The following is a 21,601-nucleotide window of genomic DNA, read 5'->3' on the forward strand; positions in this document are numbered from 1 at the left end:
CCCCGGCCGGAATCGCACCAGGCCCGGCAGGAACGGCTGCTCCGGCAGATGCCCGACAACCCCCGGGTCGCCTACATGCTTGAACACGGCCCGCTCCCGCACTGGATGATCGTGGCTCGTGAACGGAGGGGACAAGCCGAGAGGGAAGCCCGCGAGAGCAGGGAGGCAAGGGCCGCCGACGAGGCATTCCTCACCGATCTCCCCGGCATGGCCTCAGCCAAGCCCCGGGGCCGTCATCGGGCCCCGCGCCGGAGGCGGAGCGTGCCCGCTCTGGCCATCAACGTGGTTTTGCTCCCGGGAGCGGCGGTTGTGGCGGCAATAGGCCAAGCGGTAGTCGAGGCGGTCGGGTTCTTGCTCTGACCACGGGCACCAGAACCGCGGCCGGCGGCACCTCGAACGTGTTCGAGGTGCCGCCGGCCCGATCACTCACGGAATCGACCGACGCTTGGCAAGAGCCGGTCAGCCCACCAACGCTCTCCAGGTGATGGGTCCGCCCTCACCATCGACGACCAGACGGTTCAGGCTCTGGTAGGTGCGCACCGCGGAGTGCATGACCGGGCCGAAGTTGCCATCGACCAACAACCCGGCGCTTCGCTTGTTCATCACCTGCTGGAGCCCGCGCACGTGGGATCCATCGGCCGAGCTCTGGTCGAGCGTGTAGATCAGGTGAGGCCAGGTGAGGGGGCCCACCTGACCGTCGTCGACCAACCCTTGGCCACGTTGGAAGGCCTTGACCTCGTTGACCGACACGGGCCCGTAGTAGCCGTCGATCTCCAGCGAGCTTCCCCGCTGGTTCATCAGGTACTGAATGGCCCGGACCCGAGCCCCGTTGGACTCCGGGTCGATCTTCGGCCAGCCACCACCCAGGTCGACGCCTCGCGCGGTCATGAACGGCACCGGGTTGGTCGTCGGCCCCAACCCACCCGTGTGGGTCTCGAAGTGCAGGTGGGGTCCGGTGACGTTGCCGGTGGTGCCCATGTCGCCGATGCGCTGCCCGGCCGAGACCGAGGCGTTGAGCGCGACCCGGTAGGCGTCGAAGTGACCGTAGTAGGTGTAGACGTTGCCGCCGTGGGAGATGACGATGCCGTTGCCGGTGCGGCCGGGAAGGCCACCGCCCCAGGAACGGCGGATCACGGTTCCGGCCGCCGCCGCGTAGACGGCCGTGCCACTGGAGTTGGTGACGTCTTGCCCGGCGTGGGTGACATTGCCGCGCGGCGCGCCGTAGTGGCCTCCGTTGGGGAAGTAGCCGAGGGCGGGGTTGCACCAGGCGCCGTTCATTGCCGAGGCGTGTGCCGGCGTGGCACCGGCGATACCGGCGACCGCGATCGCGGCACCCACACCGGTGCCGAACAGGGCGCGGCGGCTCAGAGGGTTGGGGGACTTCTCGGCTCCGCTCGGAGCGGGGGTTGAAGCCGAGCAGGAGTCGCACATGGGGGACCTCCGAAAGGAAAGCTATCTACTTGTGAGGGGGAACTCAGGGAAAATTTCCTTCTGGGTTGGGATGGTAGGCACCTGATCTCGACCTGACCAGAGGGTTTCCCCCTTTTTCCTGTTTTTCTCCTGGCGCGACTTCGGCAAAAGCAAGGACCATTTTCCTCATAATGTCCCAGAATGTAGGGTTTCCTCCCATTTTGGGGTGAGGGGGCTCCCTAGCGTCCGGAAACCCGGCGCGTTCGACATGTGCGCGGGGGCGCGACAATGAGGAGGGACACGTGCGAGCCCCACCTCGGAGGCCGGGGCATCGACTACACGGAATGCTCGACGAGGGCTTCGGCGTGGTCGGTGAAGCGGTTCCGGTAGGACGTGGGCGTGGTCGCGTAGCGCGCGATGAAGTTCTGCCGGAAGGTGACGGGGCTGGCGAACCCGCACGCGGCGGCGATCTGGGCGATGGGCCGGTCGGTCGTCTCCAACAACCTGCGGGCCTCGTCCAGCCGACGGGTCAGGACCCAGCGGGCCGGACTCACCCCCGTGGTCTCGCGGAAGCGGCGCGAGAAGTTGCGGGGACTCATGCTCGCGCGCCCGGCCAACACCTCCACGGACAGACGCTCGTCCAGGTTCTCCAACGCCCACGCCATGGTTTCGCCGATCGCCCCCTCCTCGGGATCGTCGAGGACCGGACGATCGATGTACTGGGCCTGGTCACCCTCTCGATGAGGCGCGATCACGAGGTGTCGGGCGACGGTGGCGGCGACCTCAGAACCGAGCCGGGAACGGACGATGTGCAGGCAGGCGTCCAGGGCGGAGGCCGTGCCCGCCGAGGTGAGCACGTCCCCGTGGTCCAGGTACAGCGCGTTCGGGCTCACCCGGACGGCGGGATGACGCGCGGCCAGTTCCTCCGCCGCCGTCCAGTGCGTGGCCGCGGTACGTCCGTCGAGGATCCCGCTGCCCACCACCGGAAAGGACCCCAGGCACAGCCCGACGATCCCGGCTCCACGTGAGTGCGCGGCGCGGATCAGATCTCTCAACCCGGGCTCGGGTTCTGGGAGGTGGACCGGCCAGGAGGGGAAGACGAGCAGGTCGGCGTGCTCGGCGACGGCCGGTCCGTGCAGGTCGCCCACGCCGACCCCCTCCTCGGAGCGAACGGGGCGCCCGTCGTCGCTCCACACCTCCATGCTCCAGCCCGTGTCCGGGTACCGACGGGACAGCTCCCCGAACACCAGCAGCGGCGCGGCGAGGTGGAACGTGGTGATCCCGTCGAAGACGCGAATGGCGATCCGCATGGGTTGTCCTGATTCCATCGAAGATGTGCATCTATGCCACTCACGCTACCCCGTCATGGAGGGCGAGGATCGGAATCGGAGGCGTCGTCCACCTCGCCTCGACCCGAACGTGAAGGAGAGCACCATGTCCGCTCCGCGCCGAGCCCTCGTCCTCATCGACGTCCAGCAGGAGTACTTCGACGGCCCGCTGAACATCGAGTACCCGCCCCGTGAGGAGTCCTTCGCCCGGATCCTCCAGAGCCTGGACGTGGCAGAGCGGGCCGACGTGCCGGTGGTCGTCGTCCGTCACCAGTACCCCGAGGGCGCCCCGGCGTTCGTGGCCGGTACCCCCGGATACGAACTCCAGCCCGAGGTGAAGGCCCGCACCGGCAACGCGGCCAAACACATCACCAAGAACCTCTCCAGCGTCTTCGCCGACACCGACCTGACGGACTGGCTGCGCACGAAGGACATCGACACGGTCACCCTGGTCGGTTACATGACCAACAACTGCGTCCTCGGCAGCGCCGCCGACGCCGAACGGCTCGGGTTCGCGATCGAGGTCCTCTCCGACGCGACCGGCGCCATCCACATGTCCAACGAGGCCGGTAGCGTCAACGCCCGGCAGGTGCACGAGACCCTCATGGTCCTGCTGCACTCGAACTGGGCCGCGGTCGCCGACACCGAGGCGTGGGCCGAGGCCGTCTCCGGTGGGCAGGAGCTCCCCAAGGGCGACCTGGTCACCACCGCCGCGAAGGGCCGCGCCGACCACTGATCCACGCCACCACGCATGGGGGCGGGTCAGGGCGTCTCCTCGCGTATGGCCGAGGCCGCCTCGCGAAGTGAGCCGGTGACCAGCTCGTGGAGTTCGGTGGTCTCCCACGGGGTGACGGCGAACACCGACCGACCCAGCCACGTGGGGTCCTCGACCCGCACGACGCCGACGCCCGCGGGTACCGAGGGCGCGAGCATCTCCGGCAGGAGACAGATCCCGAGCCCCGCGGAGACCAGGCCGAGCCGGGCGGTCCAGCTGCGGGCACGGCATCGGACGACGGGGTCCGCGAGTGTCGGCCAGGCTCCGAAGCGTGGTTCGTCGCGGGATCCCCGCCCGACGATCCACGGCTCGTTCGCGATCTCTGCGAGGGGGACGCGGGCCGTGCCATGGAGTCGGTGCCCGGTCGGTACACCGACGCAGAGTTCGCCGGTCTCCAAAGGGGTCGTCCGCAGGCCTTCCAAGGCCGCCTGAGGCAGGCCCTGTCCCATGGCGACGACCGCGACGTCGAGGCGCCCGGCGGAGACCTGTTGAACGAGGGCCGGGGACGACGCCTCGGCCAACGTGAAGGCCACCCTCGGATGCTGTTCCGTCAGACGGGCCAGGGCCTGTGGGAGCAGGGCGGCGTTCGCGGCCGGGAAGGCCCCCGCCCGCAACCGCAGTTCCCGGTCGGAGGCCGGTTCGTCGATGCTCTGTTCGAGGTGTTCGAGTCGGGTGAGGGTCTCGGTGGCGAATCGAGCGACCACGGTGCCCGCACGGGTCAGGGACACACCGCGCGGGTGGCGGACGAAGAGCCGTTTGCCCACGGCGGCCTCCGCCGCGGCCACCTGTCGAGAGACCGCCGGTTGGGAGTACCCGAGGACCCGGGCGGCCTCGCTCAGGGACTTGTGCGTCGCCACGGCGCGTACGACACGGAGTGAACTCATCGAGATGTCGGGCATCGTCCCAGCCTAGCCATGCGGAAAGGTTATGGATATCGGCGAAGACCTGCATATCCGTTAGGGACTAGCCCTATGGCGGGGAGGTGTTGGAACCATCGACGGTAGAAGCACCAGAGACAGGGACACCCGCCATGAGTGAATTCATCTCGCCCGACGACACCAGGTACGACGCCCGCTCTCGGGCGTTGGTCCGCATCGGTCGCGAGGCCATCGCGGTGGCCGACGACGAGAAGCTCGACCGGTACTTCGCCGAGGACTTCGTCTTCCACGGACCGGACGGCGACATGGGGTACGTGGAGCTCAGGTCGTTCTTCGCGGCGATGCGGGGCGCCTTCGAGGGGTTCGCCTGTGAGCGCAGGGAACTCGTCGCCGAAGGCGCGTTCATCGCCGCTCGCACGTCGATGTCGGGCGTGTTCACCGCCCGCTTCGACGCTTCGCCCATCGGACCCATCGAGCCGACGGGAAAGCCGATGCGGCTCGAACTGATCAACTTCTTCCGCTACGACGAGGACGGTCTGCTGGCCGAGGAATGGGTCCAGTACGACAACCTCGACTTCCTGCGCCGGCTCGGTGCCGATCCCTCCTGATCAGTGCTCGCCCACGTCCACGGCTCGGCTCACCGCCGCCCTGATCCCCCGGGCCCAGGGAAGGCCGTGGCCCGGCAGGACGAGGGTCGCGTCCGTGGCGACCAAAGCGTCCAGGGACGCCAGCGCCTGGTGGGTGTCCTTGGTCGCCGCGGACGCCACGATCTGGGGGCCCGAACGACCGGTGTAGGGGTCGAGCGTGACCAGGGCGTCGCCACTGATGACGGTGCCGCGACCCGGAAGGTGCAGCGAGCAGTGACCGTCGGTGTGGCCGGGGGTGTGGATGGGCACCGGCCGCCCGGGTACCGGCAGGGCGGTGCCGGTCGTCATCGGCTCGACCCGTTCCACCCCTCGCACGTTCAGGGCTCCCGCCAGGCTCATCCGCGCCAACACCGGCAGGGACCGGGGATGGGTGAGGGGGTAGAGAAAGCGATTCCGCTGAGGTGTGTACCTGTACGGGTGGGCGGCCAGACGTTCGTCCCGGGTGTGGACGAACACGGGCACCCTCAACTCCCGCCGTACCCGGTCGGCGAACCCCACGTGGTCGAAGTGGCCGTGGGTGAGGACCAGGGCGCGCACGTCTTTCGGTGTGCGGCCGCATCGCTCCAGGGTCCGCAGGACCATGGGCCACATGGAGGGAAGACCCGCGTCGACGAGGGTGACCCCGTCGTCGTCCTCCACGAGGTAGCAGTTGACGTGTGCGTGGGAGACGACGTGGACGCCGTCGGTGACCATGCCGATCTTCACGGGTGACCTCCTGCGCTCCGGGCCTGTTCGACTACCCGGTGCCGCACGCGTACAGTCGCGCCCCCGTCGTTTTTCTCGGGGAGCGGTCACCGTGCCCGAACGGGTCAGGCCACCAGACCCTGACGGTAGGCGTAGATGACCGCCTGCACACGATCACGAAGGTTCAGCTTGGTGAGGATCCGTGACACGAAGGTCTTCACCGTCTCCTGGCTCAGGGTGAGCGCGGAGGCGACCTCCCGATTGGACAGACCCTCCGCCATCAGGCGCAGCACCTCCAGCTCGCGGGGGGTCAACGGGGTGTCCTTCTGATCCCGATCGACCGGTCGGACTCGGGCGGCGTACGTGCCCACGAGCCTCCGGGTCACTTCGGGGTCCAGCAGCGCCGCGCCGGTGGACACGGTCCGGATCCCGTGCAGCAGCTGCGCCGGTGGCGCCTCCTTCAGCAGGAAACCGCTGGCCCCCGCGCGCAGTGCCTCGTACACGTACTCGTCCAGGTTGAACGTGGTCACCACGAGCACCTTGGTCGGCTCGGCCACCCCGACCCCGGCCAACAGACGGGTGGCCTCGATGCCGTCGAGCACCGGCATGCGCACGTCCATCACGACCACGTCCGGCTTCGACCTGGCACAGAGGTCGACCGCCTCCTTGCCGTTACCGCACTCGGCGACCACCTCCATGTCCGGCTGGGCGTCGATGACGGTGGTCAGACCGGTACGGATCAGCATCTGGTCGTCGCAGACCAGGACCCGGATGGTCTCGCTCATGAGCGGCCTCCCACGGGCACGCGAGCCTCCACGGCGAAACCGCCACCGTCACGTTCACCCGCGCTGAAGTCGCCGCCCAGCACCTCGACGCGTTCGCGCAGGCCGGTCAGACCCCGTCCGCTCCCACCCGTGGACGAGACCTGAGTCCCGGACCCGTCCGTGTCGATCCGCACCGTGATCTCCTTCTTTCCGTGGCGCACCCGAACCGAGGTGGGGGTGCCGTGTGCGTACTTGAGCGCGTTGGTCAGGGCCTCCTGCACGACCCTGAAGGCCACGAAGTCGGCGCTGCCCGACGACTCGGCGGGGGTGCCCTCCTCGGAGAACTCCACCGGCTGACCTGCCTCGCGGGTGTGCTCCACGAGCTCCGACAGAACACCGGTATGCGGCATGCGAGTCTCGGCGCCCTGATCGGTGCCGTGGTCGGGGTCGATCAGTTCGAGCAGGCGCCGCAGGTCGGAGGTGGCTCGACGGCCGGTGTCGGTGACCGAGGAGAGAGCCTGGTCGAGACGGTCGGGAGCGGCGGTCAGGTACCGGGCCGCCTCCGTCTGCACCACCATGGCCGTCACGTGGTGGGTCACCACGTCATGCAGTTCGCGGGCGATGCGGGCCCGCTCGGCGGCCAAGGCGTCCTGGGCGACCCGGCGACGGCGCTCGGCCTCGGCGATCCGGGTGGAGCGCACCCACGAACCGATGCCCCACACCAGGGCCACCGCCAGGTAGAACACCACGAACTCGCTCACCGGCTCACCGGTGCCGATCTGGTACAGCACGACCGCCAACGGCAGGTACGCCAGGGAGAACAGCAGCGCGGTGAGGCGTCGCCGCCGCTCCAGGTGCACCCCCGCGCTCAGCACGGCGATGGCCAGGCCGGTGCCGGCGACCGTGTGGTAGCCGAGGAGCTGGTCGACGGCGAAGCCGACCGCGATCAGTGTCAGACAGAGCGTGGGCCACCGCCGACGAAGGGCGAGCGGGAAGCTCTGTAGGGCGATCACCACGACGGCGATGGCGTCGAAGGGCCGGTCCGGCACCCCTCCGACCTGCGTGCCGTAGTTGAAGAACATCGGCATGAACGAGGGGACGAAGAGAAGGAGGACCAGGGGGAGGTCCCGGATGGTGACGTCGAGCCGGCGCCACAGCTCGGGGACGCGCAGAAGAGCGCTCATCCGGTGAGTGTAGCGGCGGCCACGCGATCGGAACGACGCATGGGCACCAGGTTCCGGCGCCGACGGGCGACCCACAGGTACACCACCGTCGCGAGTACGAGGAACACCAGCGAGTACAGGCTCGCCTCCGGCCCGAAGTCGCCGCCGGTGATGAGCAGTGGCCCCGAGGTGGTGGCGTCCAGCAGGCCCGCGGGGGTGCCGTTTCCGGAGACCTCGGTGCTGAAGATCGCCGAGGCCGCGAAGTTCCAGCCGAAGTGGATGCCGATGGGCAGCCACAGGCTGCGGGTGGCCACGTACGCGACGGCGAGCAGGCCACCGGCCCCGACCGTGATGATGGCGATGCCCAACAGGCTCGCGTTCGGGTTGGGCAGGTGCCACAGGCCGAACAACACCGAGGACGCCACCACCGCGATCCACGTTCCGGCGCCCCTCTCGATGAACCGGAACAGGACGCCGCGGAACAGCACCTCCTCGGTCACCGCGGCGGCGGCCATGAAACCGAACAAGCCCACCGCGCCGGTCGGTGACCCCATGCCGTCGACCTTGTAGTGGCCGAGGAAGGCGATGTTGACGATGACGCACGCGAACAGCAGGACACCGACCAGCGTCCCCCCGCCAAGACCCGCGAAGACACCCTCGCGGGTCACGTCCGTGACGGTCACATCCTTGGTCAGGCGGAGCACCCACCGGTAGAGGGCCAGCGTGAGCACCGCTGTCAGCAGGCCCAGCCCGAGGGTGAGCCATGGGTCGCCCTCGACCAGCATGACGGCCTGACCACCGACGACACCGGCCACCATGACGGCCAGTAGCTGTAGGAACAGCTTCATGTTCTTCCCCTTCACCGAGTCCACGGACGGATCACCGCGGCTGTGGGGAAAACGCTACGGATGCGGGCTTTCGGGGTCGTCACCACGCGGTGGACACTTGCGTGTGGCTCTCATGGGGGACAGGCGGTCGGTGGGCGCGGGGCGCCGCGCAGAGTCCGTGCGTACAGCGGAACCGGGTGGGAAGGGAAACGGTGCCCACCGGGGGACGGTGGGCACCGTGGGATGGGCGAGAGCGACACCGAACGGGGTGATGTCCTCTACGTCCCCGACATGGGGTGTCGGCTAGTGGGAGATGTCGTCCGCGCCTCGGAGGGGACCGTGGTAGAACTCGTGGCTCGGCTCGTCGTCGGGCACCGTCGGGTAGGTGGGGCCGTCCTCGCCCGGGGCACGAGCGGCGGCGATGGGGATGTCGAGCGCCCCCATGGTCTGGGTGACCCGGTTGCGCAGGTCGGGGAGCATGGCGTACAGCACGTCACCGGGGCAGGCGGTGGCGTTGAAGTCCCGGTGGCCGACGATCGCGCTCGGGTTGAGCCCGTAGGCGCCGCACAGCCAGGCCAGGGTCTCCACCAGGGAGTCGGTCAGGGCCTGGGTCGGGCTCGCGCTCGTGTAGGTGCCCTCGTTCTCGATGCCGATGGCCGAGCTGTTGTAGTTGGCCACGTGGGTGCCCACGACGTGCTGACCGGCCGCGATGGCCTCCGGGGTGCGGTCGCGTCCTTCCATCACGTACCCACCGCGGCTGATGGTGAGCTGCTGGCCGGCGTCGATCCAGCCGTTGGAGTCCATGTGGTAGTTCTGAATCGACTTGGACAGGTTCAGTCCGTGGTCGAGCGAGTAGTCCGTGCTGTTGGGCGTGGCGGTGTGGTGGACCACGATGTAGGTCGGCGCGTTGGCCAGCACCTGGATGGGTGAGCGAGGTGCGCGGGCGTTCCAGGCGCCGCGCCAGTAGAGCTCCGGGGCGGCGGCCTGGATGGGGTTGCCCGGTTGAGCGGAGGCGGCGGTGGCGCCCAGTGTGCCGAGGGAGCCTCCGAGGATGGCCGCGCCCGAGGTGAGGGCGGCCCCGCGCAGGAGGGAACGCCTGTTCAGACCGGACCGGGGGATGTTGGTCATGGGTGTCCTTCGCGATCGTCGTTAATTACTTACCAGTTCATAAAAGAACATGGAGAAGCTTGACGCGCAAAGGGTCGAGCCGTGAATTCCGGTGACCGGTTCCGGTCAGAGAATTCACCGGTTGCCCCCATGGCCGAATTTCCTCGGATGTTGTAGCGAGGCCCGAAGGATCCGCTGAGGGCTCCAGCGAAGCCCTATTCTCCGGTGGCTCCTGGTGCTGAGGTGGTCACCGGCTGTCGAAGGATGGTGCGCCGTTTCTCCGGAGCGACCCGACGGAAATCACCCAGGTAGACCTCGTGGTGCCTGCCCACCATGCGCAGGCCCTGTTCGGGGACGAACTCGTGGTGCATCCGGTGGAGCACCTCCGCCTCGTCGTCGAAGGGGCCGACGTGCAGGGTCTGGACGCAGCGGCCCTCGGAGAGGGGCTCCAACCGGACGTCGTCGAGGCGTGCCGGCGGGGTCTTGGCCCCGGCCAGTGCGACGGCGGTGGTGAAGGCGTCCGAGTCGAGCCAGTCCGGGACCATGATCATCAGGGTCCAGCTCCAGCGTGACTTGTCCCGTTCGGTGGTGAACGCGTCCATGTCCTCCGCCCACCACAGGCCCTCCAAGGGCGGGACTACGTAGTCGCGTTCGAGGTCGCGCTTGCTCGCGAACTTCAGTTTGTACGCCACCGGGTAGAGAGCCTCGATCGCTTCGGCGAAGGCGGGGGAGGTGTTCGGATCACCATGGCCGTCGACCATGAGGTAGCTCAGGTCCGGAAGGTCGAGGATCCTGAACCGGTCCCGTCGCGCGCGGTAACCGTCGAAGGTCTTCTTGAAGTCGGTCTTGCCTGCCATCGAACACCCCGACCCGATCGCTGAGCCACTGCCTGGGGCCAGGGTACGGCGGGGCCACGACATTCGATCGTGTTCGTGGGCATCCACCGAACGGTGGATGCCGGGGATCCGCCGTATCGGCGCCGAACAGGGGCCGCGCGGGCGATCCACGAGAGGCCCGCGCCGACCAGGCTTGTGGGCATGGCAGTCATCGAAGTCGACGAACTCGTCAAGAAGTACGAAGATCACGTGGTCCTGGACCGGGTCTCCTTCTCCGTGGAGGAAGGAGAGGTGTTCGGGATCCTCGGCCCCAACGGCGCGGGCAAGACCACCGCCGTGGAGTGTGTGGAAGGCCTGCGCCGCCCCGACTCCGGCACGATCCGGCTGCTCGGATCCGACCCCTTCGAACAGAGTCGGGAGCTGCGCGAACGCATCGGTGTGCAGCTGCAGCACACTCGACTCCCGGAGACCATCAAGGTGTGGGAGGCGCTGGATCTGTACGCCTCCTTCTACTCCCGCCCCAGGGACTGGCGGGAGCTGCTGGAACGGTGGGGACTCGTCGAGCAGCGCCACACACGCTTCGGCAGACTCTCCGGTGGCCAGAAGCAGCGCTTGTTCATCGCCCTGGCGTTGGTCGGTGACCCCGAGGTCGCGTTCCTGGACGAACTCACCACCGGACTCGACCCGCAGGCCCGCCGCACCACCTGGGAGCTGGTCAAACGGGTGCGTGCCGAGGGGGTGACGGTCGTACTCGTCAGCCACTTCATGGACGAGGTGGAGGAACTGTGCGACCGGGTGGCGGTCTTCGACCGTGGCCGCGTCGTCGCCCTCGACACCCTCGCGGGGCTGATCGAGGGGGTCGACCCCGAGTACCGGATGGGGTTCCGGCTGATGGACGTGGGAGCTTCACGGGCCTCGGAACCGGAGGCCCTGCTCGGGAACCTGCCGGGGGTGGGCTCGGTCTCCCGTTCCGGTGACCGGGTCGAACTGGTGGGCCGCGGCGACTTCGCCACCGAGGTCACCGCCACCCTGGCCCGCGAACGCTTCCTCGTCGCCGATCTGCGCATCGACGGCCGCAGCCTCGACGACGCCTTCATCGCCCTGACCGGGCACTCCTTCCGCGTCGCGGAGAACGCGGAGAACGGGGACGGATCATGAAGAGCCTCACCAAGCTCACCACCGTCGAGACCAAGCTGTTGGTCCGCGAACCCGGCGCCGTGTTCAGCCTGCTCATCCCCCTGTTCATCCTGTTGGCGTTCGGCGGTTCCATCACCGAGGGGGACACGGTCCTGCTGCCGATGGCGGTCACCATGGCGATCGCCATGGTGGGCGTGTACCTGCTGCCCACCACCCTGGCCACCTACCGCGAACACGGGATCCTGCGCCGGCTCTCGGTCACCCCGGTGCGCCCGGGGAACCTGCTCATCGTGCAGATCCTGCTCCAGCTCGTCCTCACGGTGCTGGCGGTCGTGCTCCTGCTGGTGGTGGGAACGGGGTTCCTGGGGGCGGTCGCTCCCTCGGGCACCGCCTTCACCGTGGCGTTCGCCCTGGGTGTGGCGTCGACCTTCGCCATCGGTCTGCTCCTCGCGGCGCTCGCCCCGAACGGGCGGTCGGCCAACGGGTTCGGCGTGCTGCTCTTCTTCCCCATGACCTACCTCGCCGGCCTCATGCAGCCCCCCGAGTACATGCCGGAACCGTTGGCGGTCGCCGGACGGTTCACCCCGTTGGGCGCGATGCGGGAGAGTTTCCACTCGGCCTGGTCGAATGGGACCCTCGAACCGCTGCCCCTGATCACCATGGCGGCGTACGCGGTGGTCCTCAGCGCCCTCGCGGCCAGGTACTTCCGCTGGGAGTGAGCATGGAGAACACCTCGGAGCGCGATCTCGACCTGCGGGAGCGTCGGTTGGGGCGGCTCATCGCCGTCGCTCCGTTCGCCCTGTTGACCGCCTCCACGGTGCTGGCGTTCACCACCGGCGACGTACGGTGGCCGAGCCCGCGGACACTCGCTCTGGTGGCGCTCGCCGCCCTGCTGGTGTGGATGCTGAGCGGTCGCCGGCACGGGTGGGTCGACCGACCGGGTGTGGTGACCGCCTTCGTCGCCGCGCTGATCGTGATGATCGCGGTGCTCGGTGTGGTCAGCGTCTGGTTCGCGGGGTTCTTCGGCTTCATCGGTTACGTGTACTCCTGGTGGCTCCTCAAGGACGCCTGGCGGTACCTGGGGGTGCTCGCCACCGCTCTGGTGACCGTCGACGCGTACATGGGCGGGCCCCTGACCCTCGCCCCTGGCCCGCTCCTCCTGCGCCTGTCGTTCGTGGTGACCATCGTCGTGATGGTCGTGGTGTTCAGCCACCTGGGCGAGGTCACCGAGCAACGCAGCGCCGAACGCGAGCAGATGGTGCGACGACTGCGCGAGACCATCCGGGAGAACGAGGGGCTGCACGCTCAACTGGTGGTCCAGGCGCGCGAGGCCGGTGTGCTCGACGAACGCCGACGCATCGCCCGGGAGATCCACGACACCCTCGCCCAAGGGTTCGTCGGGATCATCACCCAGCTCCAGTCCGCCGAGCGGGCGGGGGAACCGGGGGAGTGGCGGCCCCGCGTCGACAACGCCCTGCGGCTGGCCCGCGAGAACCTGACGGAGGCGCGCAGGTCCGTGGACGCGCTCGGCCCCGCGCCCCTGGAGTCGGCGGCGTTGCCCGAGGCCCTGTCCGACCTCACCGCCCGCTGGTCGCGCCTGTACGGGGTGCGCGCGGACTTCACCGCCACCGGGGAGACCCGGCCCCTGCGTGACGAGGTGGAGGCCGCCCTGCTCCGCATGGTGCAGGAGGCACTGGCCAACGTGGCCAAGCACGCCGACGCCGAACGCGTCGGGGTGACCCTGTCGTACATGGAGGACGTGGTCGCCTTGGACGTGCGCGACGACGGCGTGGGCTTCGATCCCGAGCGGTGTCCTTCGCCGCGTCTCGACGGCGCGTCCGACCACGCGCGCGGCGGGTTCGGTCTGACGTCCATGCGGCAGCGCGTGTCCGGCCTGTCCGGGATCCTGGAGGTCGAGTCCGAATCCGGTGTCGGGACGGCGATCTCCGTGGTCGTTCCGGCCGCTTCCGAAGGAGAACCCTGGTGACCGACCGACCCATCCGCCTTCTCATCACCGACGACCATCCCGTGGTCCGCGATGGCATCCGGGGGATGTTCGCCGCGGACCCGGGGTTCGACGTGGTCGGAGAGGCCTCCGACGGGGCGCGGGCGGTCGAACTGGCCCGGTCGCTGGAGCCCGACGTGATCCTCATGGACCTGCGCATGCCCGGCACGAGCGGTGTCGAGGCCATCCGGGAACTGGCCCGACTGGGCGTTCCGTCCCGTGTGCTGGTGCTGACCACCTATGCCACCGACGGCGACGTCGGCCCGGCCATCGAGGCCGGGGCCACCGGCTACCTCCTCAAGGACGCGCTGCCCGAGGAACTGACCCGCGCCGTCCGTTCGGCCGCGCGTGGGGAGACGGTCCTCTCCCCATCGGTGGCGACCCGACTCGTCGGTCGGGTCCGCTCGCCTTCGGTGTCCCTGAGCGACCGTGAGTTGGAGATCCTCCGGCTCATCGCCGATGGGTCCACCAACCGGGAGGCCGCGGCCCGCCTGTTCGTCAGCGAGGCCACCGTAAAGACGCACGTGCTCCACATCTACGCCAAGCTCGGGGTCAACGACCGCGCGGCCGCGGTCGCCGCGGGCTTCCGCCGAGGTCTGCTCGACGTGTCGGACGACTGACCTCGATCGGAGCCCAGGGAGGGGACGTCGGGGTGGGCGCGGCCGTGGACGGTGGCGTCCTCGTCGACGTGGATCGCCCGGTCCAGGGCGATCAGGGTGGACCACGTCGGCGTCGGTGACGGTGGGGTGGTGGCGGGGTCGTGTACGTTCATCGACGTGTGTCGGACCGAGTGAAAAAATACACGTTGAGAATATTTGCGCGTCCTGAAAAAATCAGCAGTGTGCAAGGAGGTCCGATGGGGCTGCGGGAGCGAAAGAAGCAGGCCACGAGGCGTGCCCTCCAGGGCGCCGCGGTCCGGCTCACCCTGGAGCGCGGACTGGAGAAGGTGACGGTCGAGGAGATCGCGGCCGCGGCCGACGTCTCCGCCCGTACCTTCTTCAACTACTTCGCCACCAAAGAGGACGCCCTCATCGGCGACGCCCCCATCAGCCCGGACGAGGCGGACCGGGAGGAGTTCATCGCGGGCGGCCCCACGGGCGACTTCTCCGAGGACCTCGTCCACCTCCTCATCAACTCCCTGGCCGGCCCCGGCGGCCTCGCCGCCCACCGGGCCGAGGCGACCCAGCGCAAGGAACTCCTGGACCGGGAGCCCCAACTGCTGCCCGTCTTCCTCGGTCGCCTCCATAGCGCCGAACAGGGGCTGGCCACCGCGGTCGCCCAGCGCACCGGGGCGCCCGAGGACGACTTCCGTTCCCAGGTGATCGCCGGCGCGGCCATGTCCGTCACCCGGCACACCGTGAAGCGGGTCCCCTACGGGGACGCCGGGGACATCGAGGCGGCGCGCGACCTGTTCCGGAAGGCGTTCGTGAACCTGGGCGAGGCCTTCGGGCCGACGGACTGATCCCGGCCCCCTCTTTTCCGGGGGTGTGGCTCAAGTCATGGAACGCCCTTGCGTCACGTTTCGTCCCATTTATGGGGTTTTCGCTCCGGTGAGGACCCTCCCCCTGAGGGCCGGGGGTGGAAGTCAGGGGACGCCCAGGGCTGTCCCCGATGGGAACTGTCGCAAGGAACGGGCACGCTGGAACCATGAGCGAGAACTTCGGGAGCAAGCGACTCCAACGCAGCGAATCCGACCGTTTCCTGACCGGCGTCTGTGGCGGTATCGCCGCCTACACGGGGATCGACTCCACCCTGATCCGCGTCCTCTTCGCCGTCTTCACCCTGCTCGGCTTCAGCGGTGTGTTCGTCTACATCGTGGCCTGGCTGATCATGCCGTCGCAGAGCGAGCAGCGTTCGCTGCTGGAGCAGATCGTCCGTAACTTCCAGGGAAAGGAGAGCCAGAACTGATGATGTGGACCTTGAGGGCACACCCGGACTGGCACCGGAGGGACCCCCGGTGCCCGCGCGAGGAGCACGAGACCGAGGAGGTTCGTGACCACGCCTCGGACCACGGTTCGGGGGAACAGTGATCGACACGGCCGGGGACGACGGAGGCGGGCGCTCCTCCTAGGGGGAGCGTTCCGACTCGGTCGCCTCCATGCGGGCGATCGTCTGCCCGGCCATCCGGGACCACCGGGCCGCCAGGACCGCGGCGCTCAGAACACCGAGCACACCCGCCCAGGCGATGACCGGACCGGTGCCGAAGGACTCCACGAAGTAGCTGGCGAGCAGGATGCCGATCCCCTGGACCACCTGAAGTCCGGAGGCGGCGAGCCCGAACGCCTGTGCGCGCCCCTCCTGCGGCACGCACAGCACGAACGCGGCGTTGGCGACGAACTGGTAGGAACCCGCCGCTCCGCACACGGCCAGGGCGACCACCATCAGCCACAGTGGCGCCTCGAAGAACCACAGCAGTAGCGGCACCGACGTCAATACGGCGAGCGGTCCGAGCAGCCTCATCCGCGTCGGTGGTGGCACCAGACGGGTGAGGATCAGACCACCGAACAGGGCGCCGATCGACGCGCCGGCCATGATGAACCCGGTCGCCGTCGCGCCGGCACCCGCCTCGTCGGCCATGGGTGTGGCCAGACCGTAGGGGATTCCGTACAGTCCGGCGAGCCAGGCGAGCAGGACGAGTGTGCGCAACTTGGCGTCGGTGAAGACCAGCTTCGCGCCGTCCCTGAACATCGACAGCAGGCCGGGACGCTTGGGCGCCTCCGCGCCACCGGCGTCCCCCTCCGGTTCGGGCAGGGAACGGGCCCGGACGCCGAACAGCACGATGAGCGCGGACAGCGCGAACAACAGGCCGGTGCCCATCACGGTGATGTTGGGGCCGATGAACGAGACGATCACGCCGCCCGCGATGAGGCCGAGGAGCATACCGAGCTGGGCGGTCAGCTGGATGATCGTGGTGCTGGCGACGTAGCGCTCGCCCTGGATGATCTGGGTGAGCAGCGCTGCGCGTGCGGCGGCGAAGGGGATCCCCGGCAGCACCACGAAGAACATCAGTGCCCAGATCGCCCAGACCGGCATGCCCGGGACACCGATGAGGACGATGACCGCCGCCCTGAGGACGTCGCAGGCGATCATCACCCGGCGACGGGGCAGGATGTCGGCGAGTCCGGACAGCAGCGGGCCGCCGATCAGCGGTGGCAGGAAGTTCAGCGCGAGGGTGATTCCGGCCGCGAACGCGGACTCGGTCACGTGGTAGACCAGCAGCGAGGTGGCGATGTTCAGCAGGTTGGTGCCGACCACGGACAGGGCATGGGCGAGCCACATGGAGCGGAACTCACCGATGGCCATGACGTCGCGGTAACTGCTCCGCCAGTCGTCTTCCCGGGCTTCCTGAGCCGCCGAGGACTCGTGGTCCTCGTTGTCGGGGGCATCGTCGATGCTCGGATTGCCCACGGGGCACTCCCTACTGTTACAGGGTTGAAATCACGCTGTGTCGTGTCCCAATGACCAACGGTTCCGGATGGTGGGCGGCCTGGCAAGTCGTTCGGGGAAATTCGTATCTGATTCGTTGCTCCGGGTAATGCCACCGAATGGGATTCGGCGATGTGCCGGCGAGTCTACGCGCGGATTGTTCTCCCAGGTCGCTCCATGTGAAATGGGGTGGGAAAGGGTGTGCTGGAACGCCGATTCGGAGGCGAGTGGAGTTTTCCCGGGGGCCTTTCCGTCGACGGTCTGTGGTCCCCCTGGAACGGCGTTCCGACGTAGCGCCGACCGATCACCCCCAGCCGAGGTCGGTCAGACGCGAGTCGTCGATGCCGAAGTGGTGCGCGATCTCGTGGACCACTGTCACCAGCACCTCGTGGACCACCTCGTCCGGTGTCTCGGCGATCGCGCAGATGTTGCGTCGGTAGATGAAGATCTGATCCGGCAACACCCCGAAGTAGGAGTCGCCCCGCTCGGTGAGCGGGATCCCCTCGTACAACCCGAGCAGCCCCTCCGGAGACTCGTCCTCGACCGTGATGACCACGTTGTCCATCAGTCGGGAGAGCTCGGGCGGGATCTGGTCCAGGGCGTCGGCCACCAGTTCCTCGAAGTCCCTGCGCGTCAGTTCAACCACACACGTCATTGTGGCGCCTTCGGGTGGCCGCGAGGAAGAGACATAACACTCTGGTCGGGATGAAGCATTGGGAACGGCCCGTGACGACGGCATGATGGGGGTGTGTTGTCACAGATCCGCGCATTCGACCTCCGTGGTGCCCTCGACCGCTCCCGTGCGAGCCTCGGACGTTCACGCGCCGCCTTCGCGCGATGGCGCACCGGGCGTCTGTGGCGCTGGGGCTGCGTCGTCGTGGCGGGCCTCCTCGGCGGTTGGCTCGGCCTGGCGCTGGGCGGACAGGTGGTCACCCCCATCGGCCCCGCGGACGTCACGTTCTCGCTGAGCCCCCAGTGGCACGGGGAGACGGTGGTCAACGTCGCCCCCCTCGGGCAGTTGGCCTTCGACACCCACGCCGCTCCGCTGCGGATCGAGGCGGCCATCACCGAGATCCGCAGCTCCGCGGCCCAGGAGATGTTCACCGACCCGGAGGCCATCGACAGGATGGCCGCGGGCATCGGAGCCGACCTCACCAGCGGCGTGACCGCCCTGGTGTTGCGCTCGCTCCTCGCGGCGGCCCTCGGCGCGGCCTTGATGGGGTTGCTGCTGTTCCGTAACGCCTGGCGGGCCCTGGCGAGCACCGTGACCTCCGTCGTCGTCCTGGCGGGGCTCGGGGGCGTGGCGGCTCTGACGTTCAACCCCAGCGCCATCGTCCAACCGCGATTCACGGGCCTCATCGGGGAGGCCCCGGCCGTGGTCGGCAGCGTCGACGACGTCGTCGGGCAGTTCACCGAGTACCAGGAACAGCTCGCCGGACTCGTCGGCAACGTGGCGATGATCTACCAGGCCACCTCGTCACTGCCGGTCTATGAGGAGGACGAATCGGTCATCCGGGTGCTGCACGTGTCCGACATCCAGCTGAACCCGGCCTCGTGGAGCATCATCGGCACCCTGCGGGAGCAGTACGGGGTGGACGTGATCGTGGACTCCGGCGACCTCACCGAACGCGGCAGCGCGGCGGAGGACGTCTTCGCCGACGAGATCGGCAGGCTCGACGTGCCCTACGTGTGGGTGCGCGGCCAGCACGACTCGGTGGGCACCCAACGGGCGGTGGAGGCCCAGCCCAACGCGGTGGTCCTGGACGGGGACACCGAGGAGGTCGGCGGACTCACCTTCTTCGGCGCCGGCGACCCCAGGTTCGTTCCGGACGCCACCCGGCTCAACCCCGACGACGCCGACGTGAGGGAGCTCGGGGAGAAGCAGGCGGCCTCGGTCGAGGGCGGCGACACCGACGTCGACGTCGCGGTCCTGCACACCCAGGTCCAAGCGCGGCCGTTCGACGGGGTGGTGCCCCTCGCCCTGGCGGGCAACGAGCACATGCGGTCCACCGAGCTCACACAGGAGGGCACCAGGTTCCTGGTCCAGGGTTCGACGGGTGGTGCCGGGTTGAGTGGGCTCGATCACGGCACGGACCGGCCCACGCCCTACCAGGCGTCCGTGCTGTACTTCGACGCCGAGACCGGCCGCCTCCAGGCGCGCGACGACATCGACCTCGGCGGTGTCGGACTCACTTCCGCGCAGGTCGAGCGGCACATCGAGGAGGACCCCGACCGGGTCGTCGGTGAGGAGGAGGAAGCCGAAGAGGAGGAGGCCACACCCTGACCCGGAAGCCCCGGGCGGCGATGGTGTCGACCGGCCGGGACATTCACTTTGGCGTTGGTGGAATTCTCCCCTATGCTTGGGACGTCTACACGGGCCCCCATCGTCTAGCGGCCCAGGACGCCGCCCTTTCAAGGCGGTAGCGCGGGTTCGAATCCCGTTGGGGGTACGAAGCGGTCAGACCACTGCCGGGCATCTGGCAGAATGGAAACCGCAGCGAGACACCGGGCCCGATCAGCTCGGTGTGACAACTGAACAAGGTCCTGTGGAGCAGTTAGGAGTGCTCGCCACCCTGTCAAGGTGGAGGCCGCGGGTTCAAATCCCGTCAGGACCGCAAGCGTCGCCGATCGGCGCCGCGGCTAGGTAGCTCAGTTGGTACGAGCGTCCGCCTGAAAAGCGGAAGGTCGGCGGTTCGACCCCGCCCCTAGCCACACATCACGACCAGCATCAAAGCCCGGAAGTCCTTTGGCTCCGGGCTTTTTTGGCGTCCGGGGTCGCCACGTGGCGGGTTCGCCGGTTCTTCCCCACCTTGGACCGGTGGGCGAGGGTTTTCAGATCGGAGCGCCGCTCGATCAACGGGTCGGCCGCCCGGCATCCCCTCCATGTCGAGGCCCGAGATCGTGTATCCGTTCTAGTACGCAATCAGTATGCGTTCCAGTACGCTGGTCTTGTTCACCGCGAAGGAGTCACCCGTGTCACCTCAGGTCCAGCGCACCGACCCGCCCTACTTGCAGGTCGCCAAGCACATCAAGGCCGAGATCGAGTCCGGGGCCCTCCCCGAGGGGGAAAGGATCGACTCGGTGCGCACCATCGCCGCGAAGTGGACGATCTCGCTCGCGACCGCGACCAAGGTCGTCGGGGTGCTCAAGGCCGAAGGCCTGGTGCGCAGTGAGCCGGGCAGGGGCAGCATCGTCACTCGCGACCAGTCGGCGGCCAGCGCCAAGGATCGCGTGGTGCGCAGTCTTGAGGGCAGGATCTACGCGGCCGACGAGCGCGCCGAGATCCGGGCGGCCGAACTGGTGCCGGCACCCGAGGACATCGCGAACGCCATGGGCGTTCCTGTCGGGACCAACGTCATCCGACGCAGGCGGGTCACCCTTCGAGACGACCGGCCCTCCTCGGCGAGCACGTCCTGGTTCAAGGGCGAGCTGGCCGAATCGGCCCCGCTGCTGTTGGAGGCCGAGCGACTGCCCCAGGGCACCCCGAAGTACGTGGAGGAGAACGTGGGACTCACTCCCGTCGCCGGCAAGGACCAACTCCGTGCCGACATCGCCTCGGAAGAGGATTCCGCGGCCCTGAACATCCCGCTGGGTTCCCCGGTGCTGCGTAAACAGAACTGGGTGCTCGACGCCGAGGGCGACGTGATCGAGTTCGGCCGGTCCGTCTCCGTGGCCCGCCGCTGGACCACCTACAACTACGAGATCTCCAGGTAGGAACACATGGAACTGCTGCACTCGGGCAAGGTGCGCGACGTCTACGCCGACGGTGACGACCTCATCCTGGTGGCCTCGGACCGCGTCAGCGTCTACGACGTCGTGTTGCCCACCCCCGTCCCCGACAAGGGCAAGATCCTCACTCGACTCTCGCTGTGGTGGTTCGAGCAGCTCGCCGACGTGGTGCCCAACCACGTCATCTCCGCCACCGACGTGCCCGCCGAGTGGGCGGGCCGCGCGGTGCGCTGCCAGAGGCTCACCATGCTTCCCGTGGAGTGGATCGCTCGCGGCTACCTCGCGGGCCTAGGGCTCAAGGAGTACGAGAAGCAGGGCACGGTCTCGGGGATCAAGCTTCCCGAGGGCCTGGTGGAGGCGTCCAAGCTCCCCGAACCGATCTTCACCCCCACGACCAAGGCGACCGAAGGACACGACGAGTTCATCACGTTCGCGGACGTCGTCGAGGAGATCGGACAGGAGACCGCCGATCGCCTACGCGCGGTGACCCTGGACGTGTACAAGCGTGGTGCCGAGATCGCCGCCGAGCGCGGGATCATCATCGCCGACACCAAGCTGGAGTTCGGTCGCGCGGCGGACGGCACCCTCGTGCTCGCCGACGAGGTGCTGACCTCCGACTCCTCGCGGTTCTGGCCCGCCGACGACTGGGCGCCGGGCGGGCCCCAGCACGCTTTCGACAAGCAGTTCGTGCGGGACTGGTCGAGCACGGTGACCGATTGGGATCGCACGCCGCCCGGCCCCGAGATCCCGGACGAGGTCGTGGAAGCGACCCGGGCCCGGTACATCGAGGTCTACGAGCGGATCACCGGCGAGCGCTGGGAGGCGTGAGGTCGAAAACCCACGGCCGGGAACCAAATGCTCCGATGGGGGATCTCCTGATCGAAG

General features: G+C 68.6%; 24 protein-coding genes and 3 tRNA genes. 16 read left to right on the forward strand and 11 right to left on the reverse strand.

Going from position 1 to position 21,601, the window contains the following annotated elements:
• Positions 1–48 precede the first annotated feature (48 nt).
• Positions 49–360 (forward strand): hypothetical protein, encoded by a 312-nt coding sequence (locus tag ACWGSK_RS17655; protein WP_358507220.1) that lies wholly within the window; start codon positions 49–51, stop codon positions 358–360.
• Positions 361–459: 99 nt separating this feature from the next.
• Here the strand turns inward: ACWGSK_RS17655 and ACWGSK_RS17660 are convergent, their stop codons facing one another.
• Together ACWGSK_RS17660 and ACWGSK_RS17665 are read right to left on the reverse strand one after the other, a co-directional pair.
• On the reverse strand, positions 460–1,431 hold the full coding sequence (locus tag ACWGSK_RS17660; protein ID WP_358507218.1) for a peptidoglycan DD-metalloendopeptidase family protein: 972 nt from the start codon (positions 1,429–1,431) through the stop codon (positions 460–462).
• A 314-nt stretch (positions 1,432–1,745) separates the two neighbouring features.
• Positions 1,746–2,720, reverse strand: coding sequence for a GlxA family transcriptional regulator (locus ACWGSK_RS17665; protein WP_452456274.1), 975 nt, complete (start codon positions 2,718–2,720; stop codon positions 1,746–1,748).
• A gap of 124 nt (positions 2,721–2,844) precedes the next feature.
• On the opposite strand from ACWGSK_RS17665, the gene ACWGSK_RS17670 reads away from it, so the two are divergent.
• Positions 2,845–3,474, forward strand: a complete 630-nt coding sequence (locus tag ACWGSK_RS17670; protein ID WP_452456275.1) for an isochorismatase family protein — start codon at positions 2,845–2,847, stop codon at positions 3,472–3,474.
• Positions 3,475–3,500: 26 nt separating this feature from the next.
• On the opposite strand, the gene ACWGSK_RS17675 is transcribed toward ACWGSK_RS17670, so the two are convergent.
• Positions 3,501–4,412 carry a LysR family transcriptional regulator gene (locus ACWGSK_RS17675; protein WP_452456276.1) on the reverse strand — a complete coding sequence of 304 codons (912 nt, stop codon included), beginning with the start codon at positions 4,410–4,412 and terminating at the stop codon, positions 3,501–3,503.
• 131 nt (positions 4,413–4,543) lie between these two features.
• On the opposite strand from ACWGSK_RS17675, the gene ACWGSK_RS17680 reads away from it, so the two are divergent.
• Complete coding sequence (locus tag ACWGSK_RS17680) at positions 4,544–4,999, forward strand: ester cyclase (protein WP_452456277.1); 456 nt, start codon at positions 4,544–4,546, stop codon at positions 4,997–4,999.
• On the opposite strand, the gene ACWGSK_RS17685 is transcribed toward ACWGSK_RS17680, so the two are convergent.
• The 6 genes from ACWGSK_RS17685 to ACWGSK_RS17710 form a co-directional block, all read right to left on the reverse strand.
• Positions 5,000–5,743, reverse strand: coding sequence for an MBL fold metallo-hydrolase (locus ACWGSK_RS17685; RefSeq protein WP_358507208.1), 744 nt, complete (start codon positions 5,741–5,743; stop codon positions 5,000–5,002).
• A gap of 104 nt (positions 5,744–5,847) precedes the next feature.
• Positions 5,848–6,507 carry a response regulator transcription factor gene (locus ACWGSK_RS17690; RefSeq protein ID WP_358507207.1) on the reverse strand — a complete coding sequence of 220 codons (660 nt, stop codon included), beginning with the start codon at positions 6,505–6,507 and terminating at the stop codon, positions 5,848–5,850.
• A complete protein-coding gene (locus ACWGSK_RS17695) occupies positions 6,504–7,670 on the reverse strand; it encodes a sensor histidine kinase (RefSeq protein ID WP_358507205.1) in 1,167 nt (388 codons plus the stop codon). Before ACWGSK_RS17695 ends, ACWGSK_RS17690 begins: the two co-directional genes overlap by 4 nt.
• Positions 7,667–8,497 (reverse strand): CPBP family intramembrane glutamic endopeptidase, encoded by an 831-nt coding sequence (locus ACWGSK_RS17700; protein ID WP_452456278.1) that lies wholly within the window; start codon positions 8,495–8,497, stop codon positions 7,667–7,669. Before ACWGSK_RS17700 ends, ACWGSK_RS17695 begins: the two co-directional genes overlap by 4 nt.
• A gap of 282 nt (positions 8,498–8,779) precedes the next feature.
• Positions 8,780–9,604: a peptidoglycan recognition protein family protein gene (locus ACWGSK_RS17705; RefSeq protein ID WP_358507199.1), complete on the reverse strand. Its 825-nt coding sequence runs from the start codon at positions 9,602–9,604 to the stop codon at positions 8,780–8,782.
• A 194-nt stretch (positions 9,605–9,798) separates the two neighbouring features.
• Positions 9,799–10,440: a GyrI-like domain-containing protein gene (locus tag ACWGSK_RS17710; RefSeq protein ID WP_452456279.1), complete on the reverse strand. Its 642-nt coding sequence runs from the start codon at positions 10,438–10,440 to the stop codon at positions 9,799–9,801.
• A gap of 180 nt (positions 10,441–10,620) precedes the next feature.
• On the opposite strand from ACWGSK_RS17710, the gene ACWGSK_RS17715 reads away from it, so the two are divergent.
• The 7 genes from ACWGSK_RS17715 to ACWGSK_RS17745 all read left to right on the forward strand — a co-directional run bounded on the left by ACWGSK_RS17715 (position 10,621) and on the right by ACWGSK_RS17745 (position 15,591).
• The gene (locus ACWGSK_RS17715) at positions 10,621–11,577 is read left to right on the forward strand and encodes an ABC transporter ATP-binding protein (RefSeq protein WP_452456280.1); all 957 of its coding nucleotides are present in this window, start codon (positions 10,621–10,623) and stop codon (positions 11,575–11,577) included.
• Positions 11,574–12,275, forward strand: coding sequence for an ABC transporter permease (locus ACWGSK_RS17720; protein ID WP_358507195.1), 702 nt, complete (start codon positions 11,574–11,576; stop codon positions 12,273–12,275). Before ACWGSK_RS17715 ends, ACWGSK_RS17720 begins: the two co-directional genes overlap by 4 nt.
• A 2-nt stretch (positions 12,276–12,277) precedes the next feature.
• A complete protein-coding gene (locus ACWGSK_RS17725) occupies positions 12,278–13,543 on the forward strand; it encodes a sensor histidine kinase (RefSeq protein WP_358507194.1) in 1,266 nt (421 codons plus the stop codon).
• A complete protein-coding gene (locus ACWGSK_RS17730; protein WP_358507192.1) occupies positions 13,540–14,181 on the forward strand; it encodes a response regulator transcription factor in 642 nt (213 codons plus the stop codon). Before ACWGSK_RS17725 ends, ACWGSK_RS17730 begins: the two co-directional genes overlap by 4 nt.
• Before the next feature lie 236 nt (positions 14,182–14,417).
• Positions 14,418–15,023, forward strand: coding sequence for a TetR/AcrR family transcriptional regulator (locus ACWGSK_RS17735; protein WP_358507190.1), 606 nt, complete (start codon positions 14,418–14,420; stop codon positions 15,021–15,023).
• Positions 15,024–15,208: 185 nt separating this feature from the next.
• Positions 15,209–15,469 (forward strand): PspC domain-containing protein, encoded by a 261-nt coding sequence (locus ACWGSK_RS17740; RefSeq protein ID WP_358507188.1) that lies wholly within the window; start codon positions 15,209–15,211, stop codon positions 15,467–15,469.
• A complete protein-coding gene (locus ACWGSK_RS17745; RefSeq protein WP_263363335.1) occupies positions 15,469–15,591 on the forward strand; it encodes a hypothetical protein in 123 nt (40 codons plus the stop codon). Before ACWGSK_RS17740 ends, ACWGSK_RS17745 begins: the two co-directional genes overlap by 1 nt.
• A 37-nt stretch (positions 15,592–15,628) precedes the next feature.
• Here the strand turns inward: ACWGSK_RS17745 and ACWGSK_RS17750 are convergent, their stop codons facing one another.
• Positions 15,629–16,969 (reverse strand): MFS transporter, encoded by a 1,341-nt coding sequence (locus tag ACWGSK_RS17750; RefSeq protein WP_358507186.1) that lies wholly within the window; start codon positions 16,967–16,969, stop codon positions 15,629–15,631.
• Positions 16,970–17,291: 322 nt separating this feature from the next.
• A complete protein-coding gene (locus tag ACWGSK_RS17755) occupies positions 17,292–17,642 on the reverse strand; it encodes a metallopeptidase family protein (RefSeq protein WP_358507184.1) in 351 nt (116 codons plus the stop codon).
• Between the two features lie 93 nt (positions 17,643–17,735).
• On the opposite strand from ACWGSK_RS17755, the gene ACWGSK_RS17760 reads away from it, so the two are divergent.
• The 6 genes from ACWGSK_RS17760 to ACWGSK_RS17785 all read left to right on the forward strand — a co-directional run bounded on the left by ACWGSK_RS17760 (position 17,736) and on the right by ACWGSK_RS17785 (position 21,544).
• On the forward strand, positions 17,736–19,271 hold the full coding sequence (locus ACWGSK_RS17760; protein WP_452456281.1) for a metallophosphoesterase family protein: 1,536 nt from the start codon (positions 17,736–17,738) through the stop codon (positions 19,269–19,271).
• 93 nt (positions 19,272–19,364) lie between these two features.
• A tRNA-Glu gene (locus tag ACWGSK_RS17765) sits at positions 19,365–19,437 on the forward strand.
• Between the two features lie 90 nt (positions 19,438–19,527).
• Positions 19,528–19,602 (forward strand) — tRNA-Asp (locus ACWGSK_RS17770).
• 23 nt (positions 19,603–19,625) lie between these two features.
• Positions 19,626–19,699 (forward strand) — tRNA-Phe (locus ACWGSK_RS17775).
• 261 nt (positions 19,700–19,960) lie between these two features.
• Positions 19,961–20,701 (forward strand): GntR family transcriptional regulator, encoded by a 741-nt coding sequence (locus ACWGSK_RS17780; RefSeq protein WP_452456282.1) that lies wholly within the window; start codon positions 19,961–19,963, stop codon positions 20,699–20,701.
• 6 nt (positions 20,702–20,707) lie between these two features.
• Positions 20,708–21,544 carry a phosphoribosylaminoimidazolesuccinocarboxamide synthase gene (locus ACWGSK_RS17785; RefSeq protein ID WP_452456283.1) on the forward strand — a complete coding sequence of 279 codons (837 nt, stop codon included), beginning with the start codon at positions 20,708–20,710 and terminating at the stop codon, positions 21,542–21,544.
• Positions 21,545–21,601: the final 57 nt, after the last annotated feature.

The organism is Nocardiopsis sp. NPDC055551 (assembly GCF_053619415.1).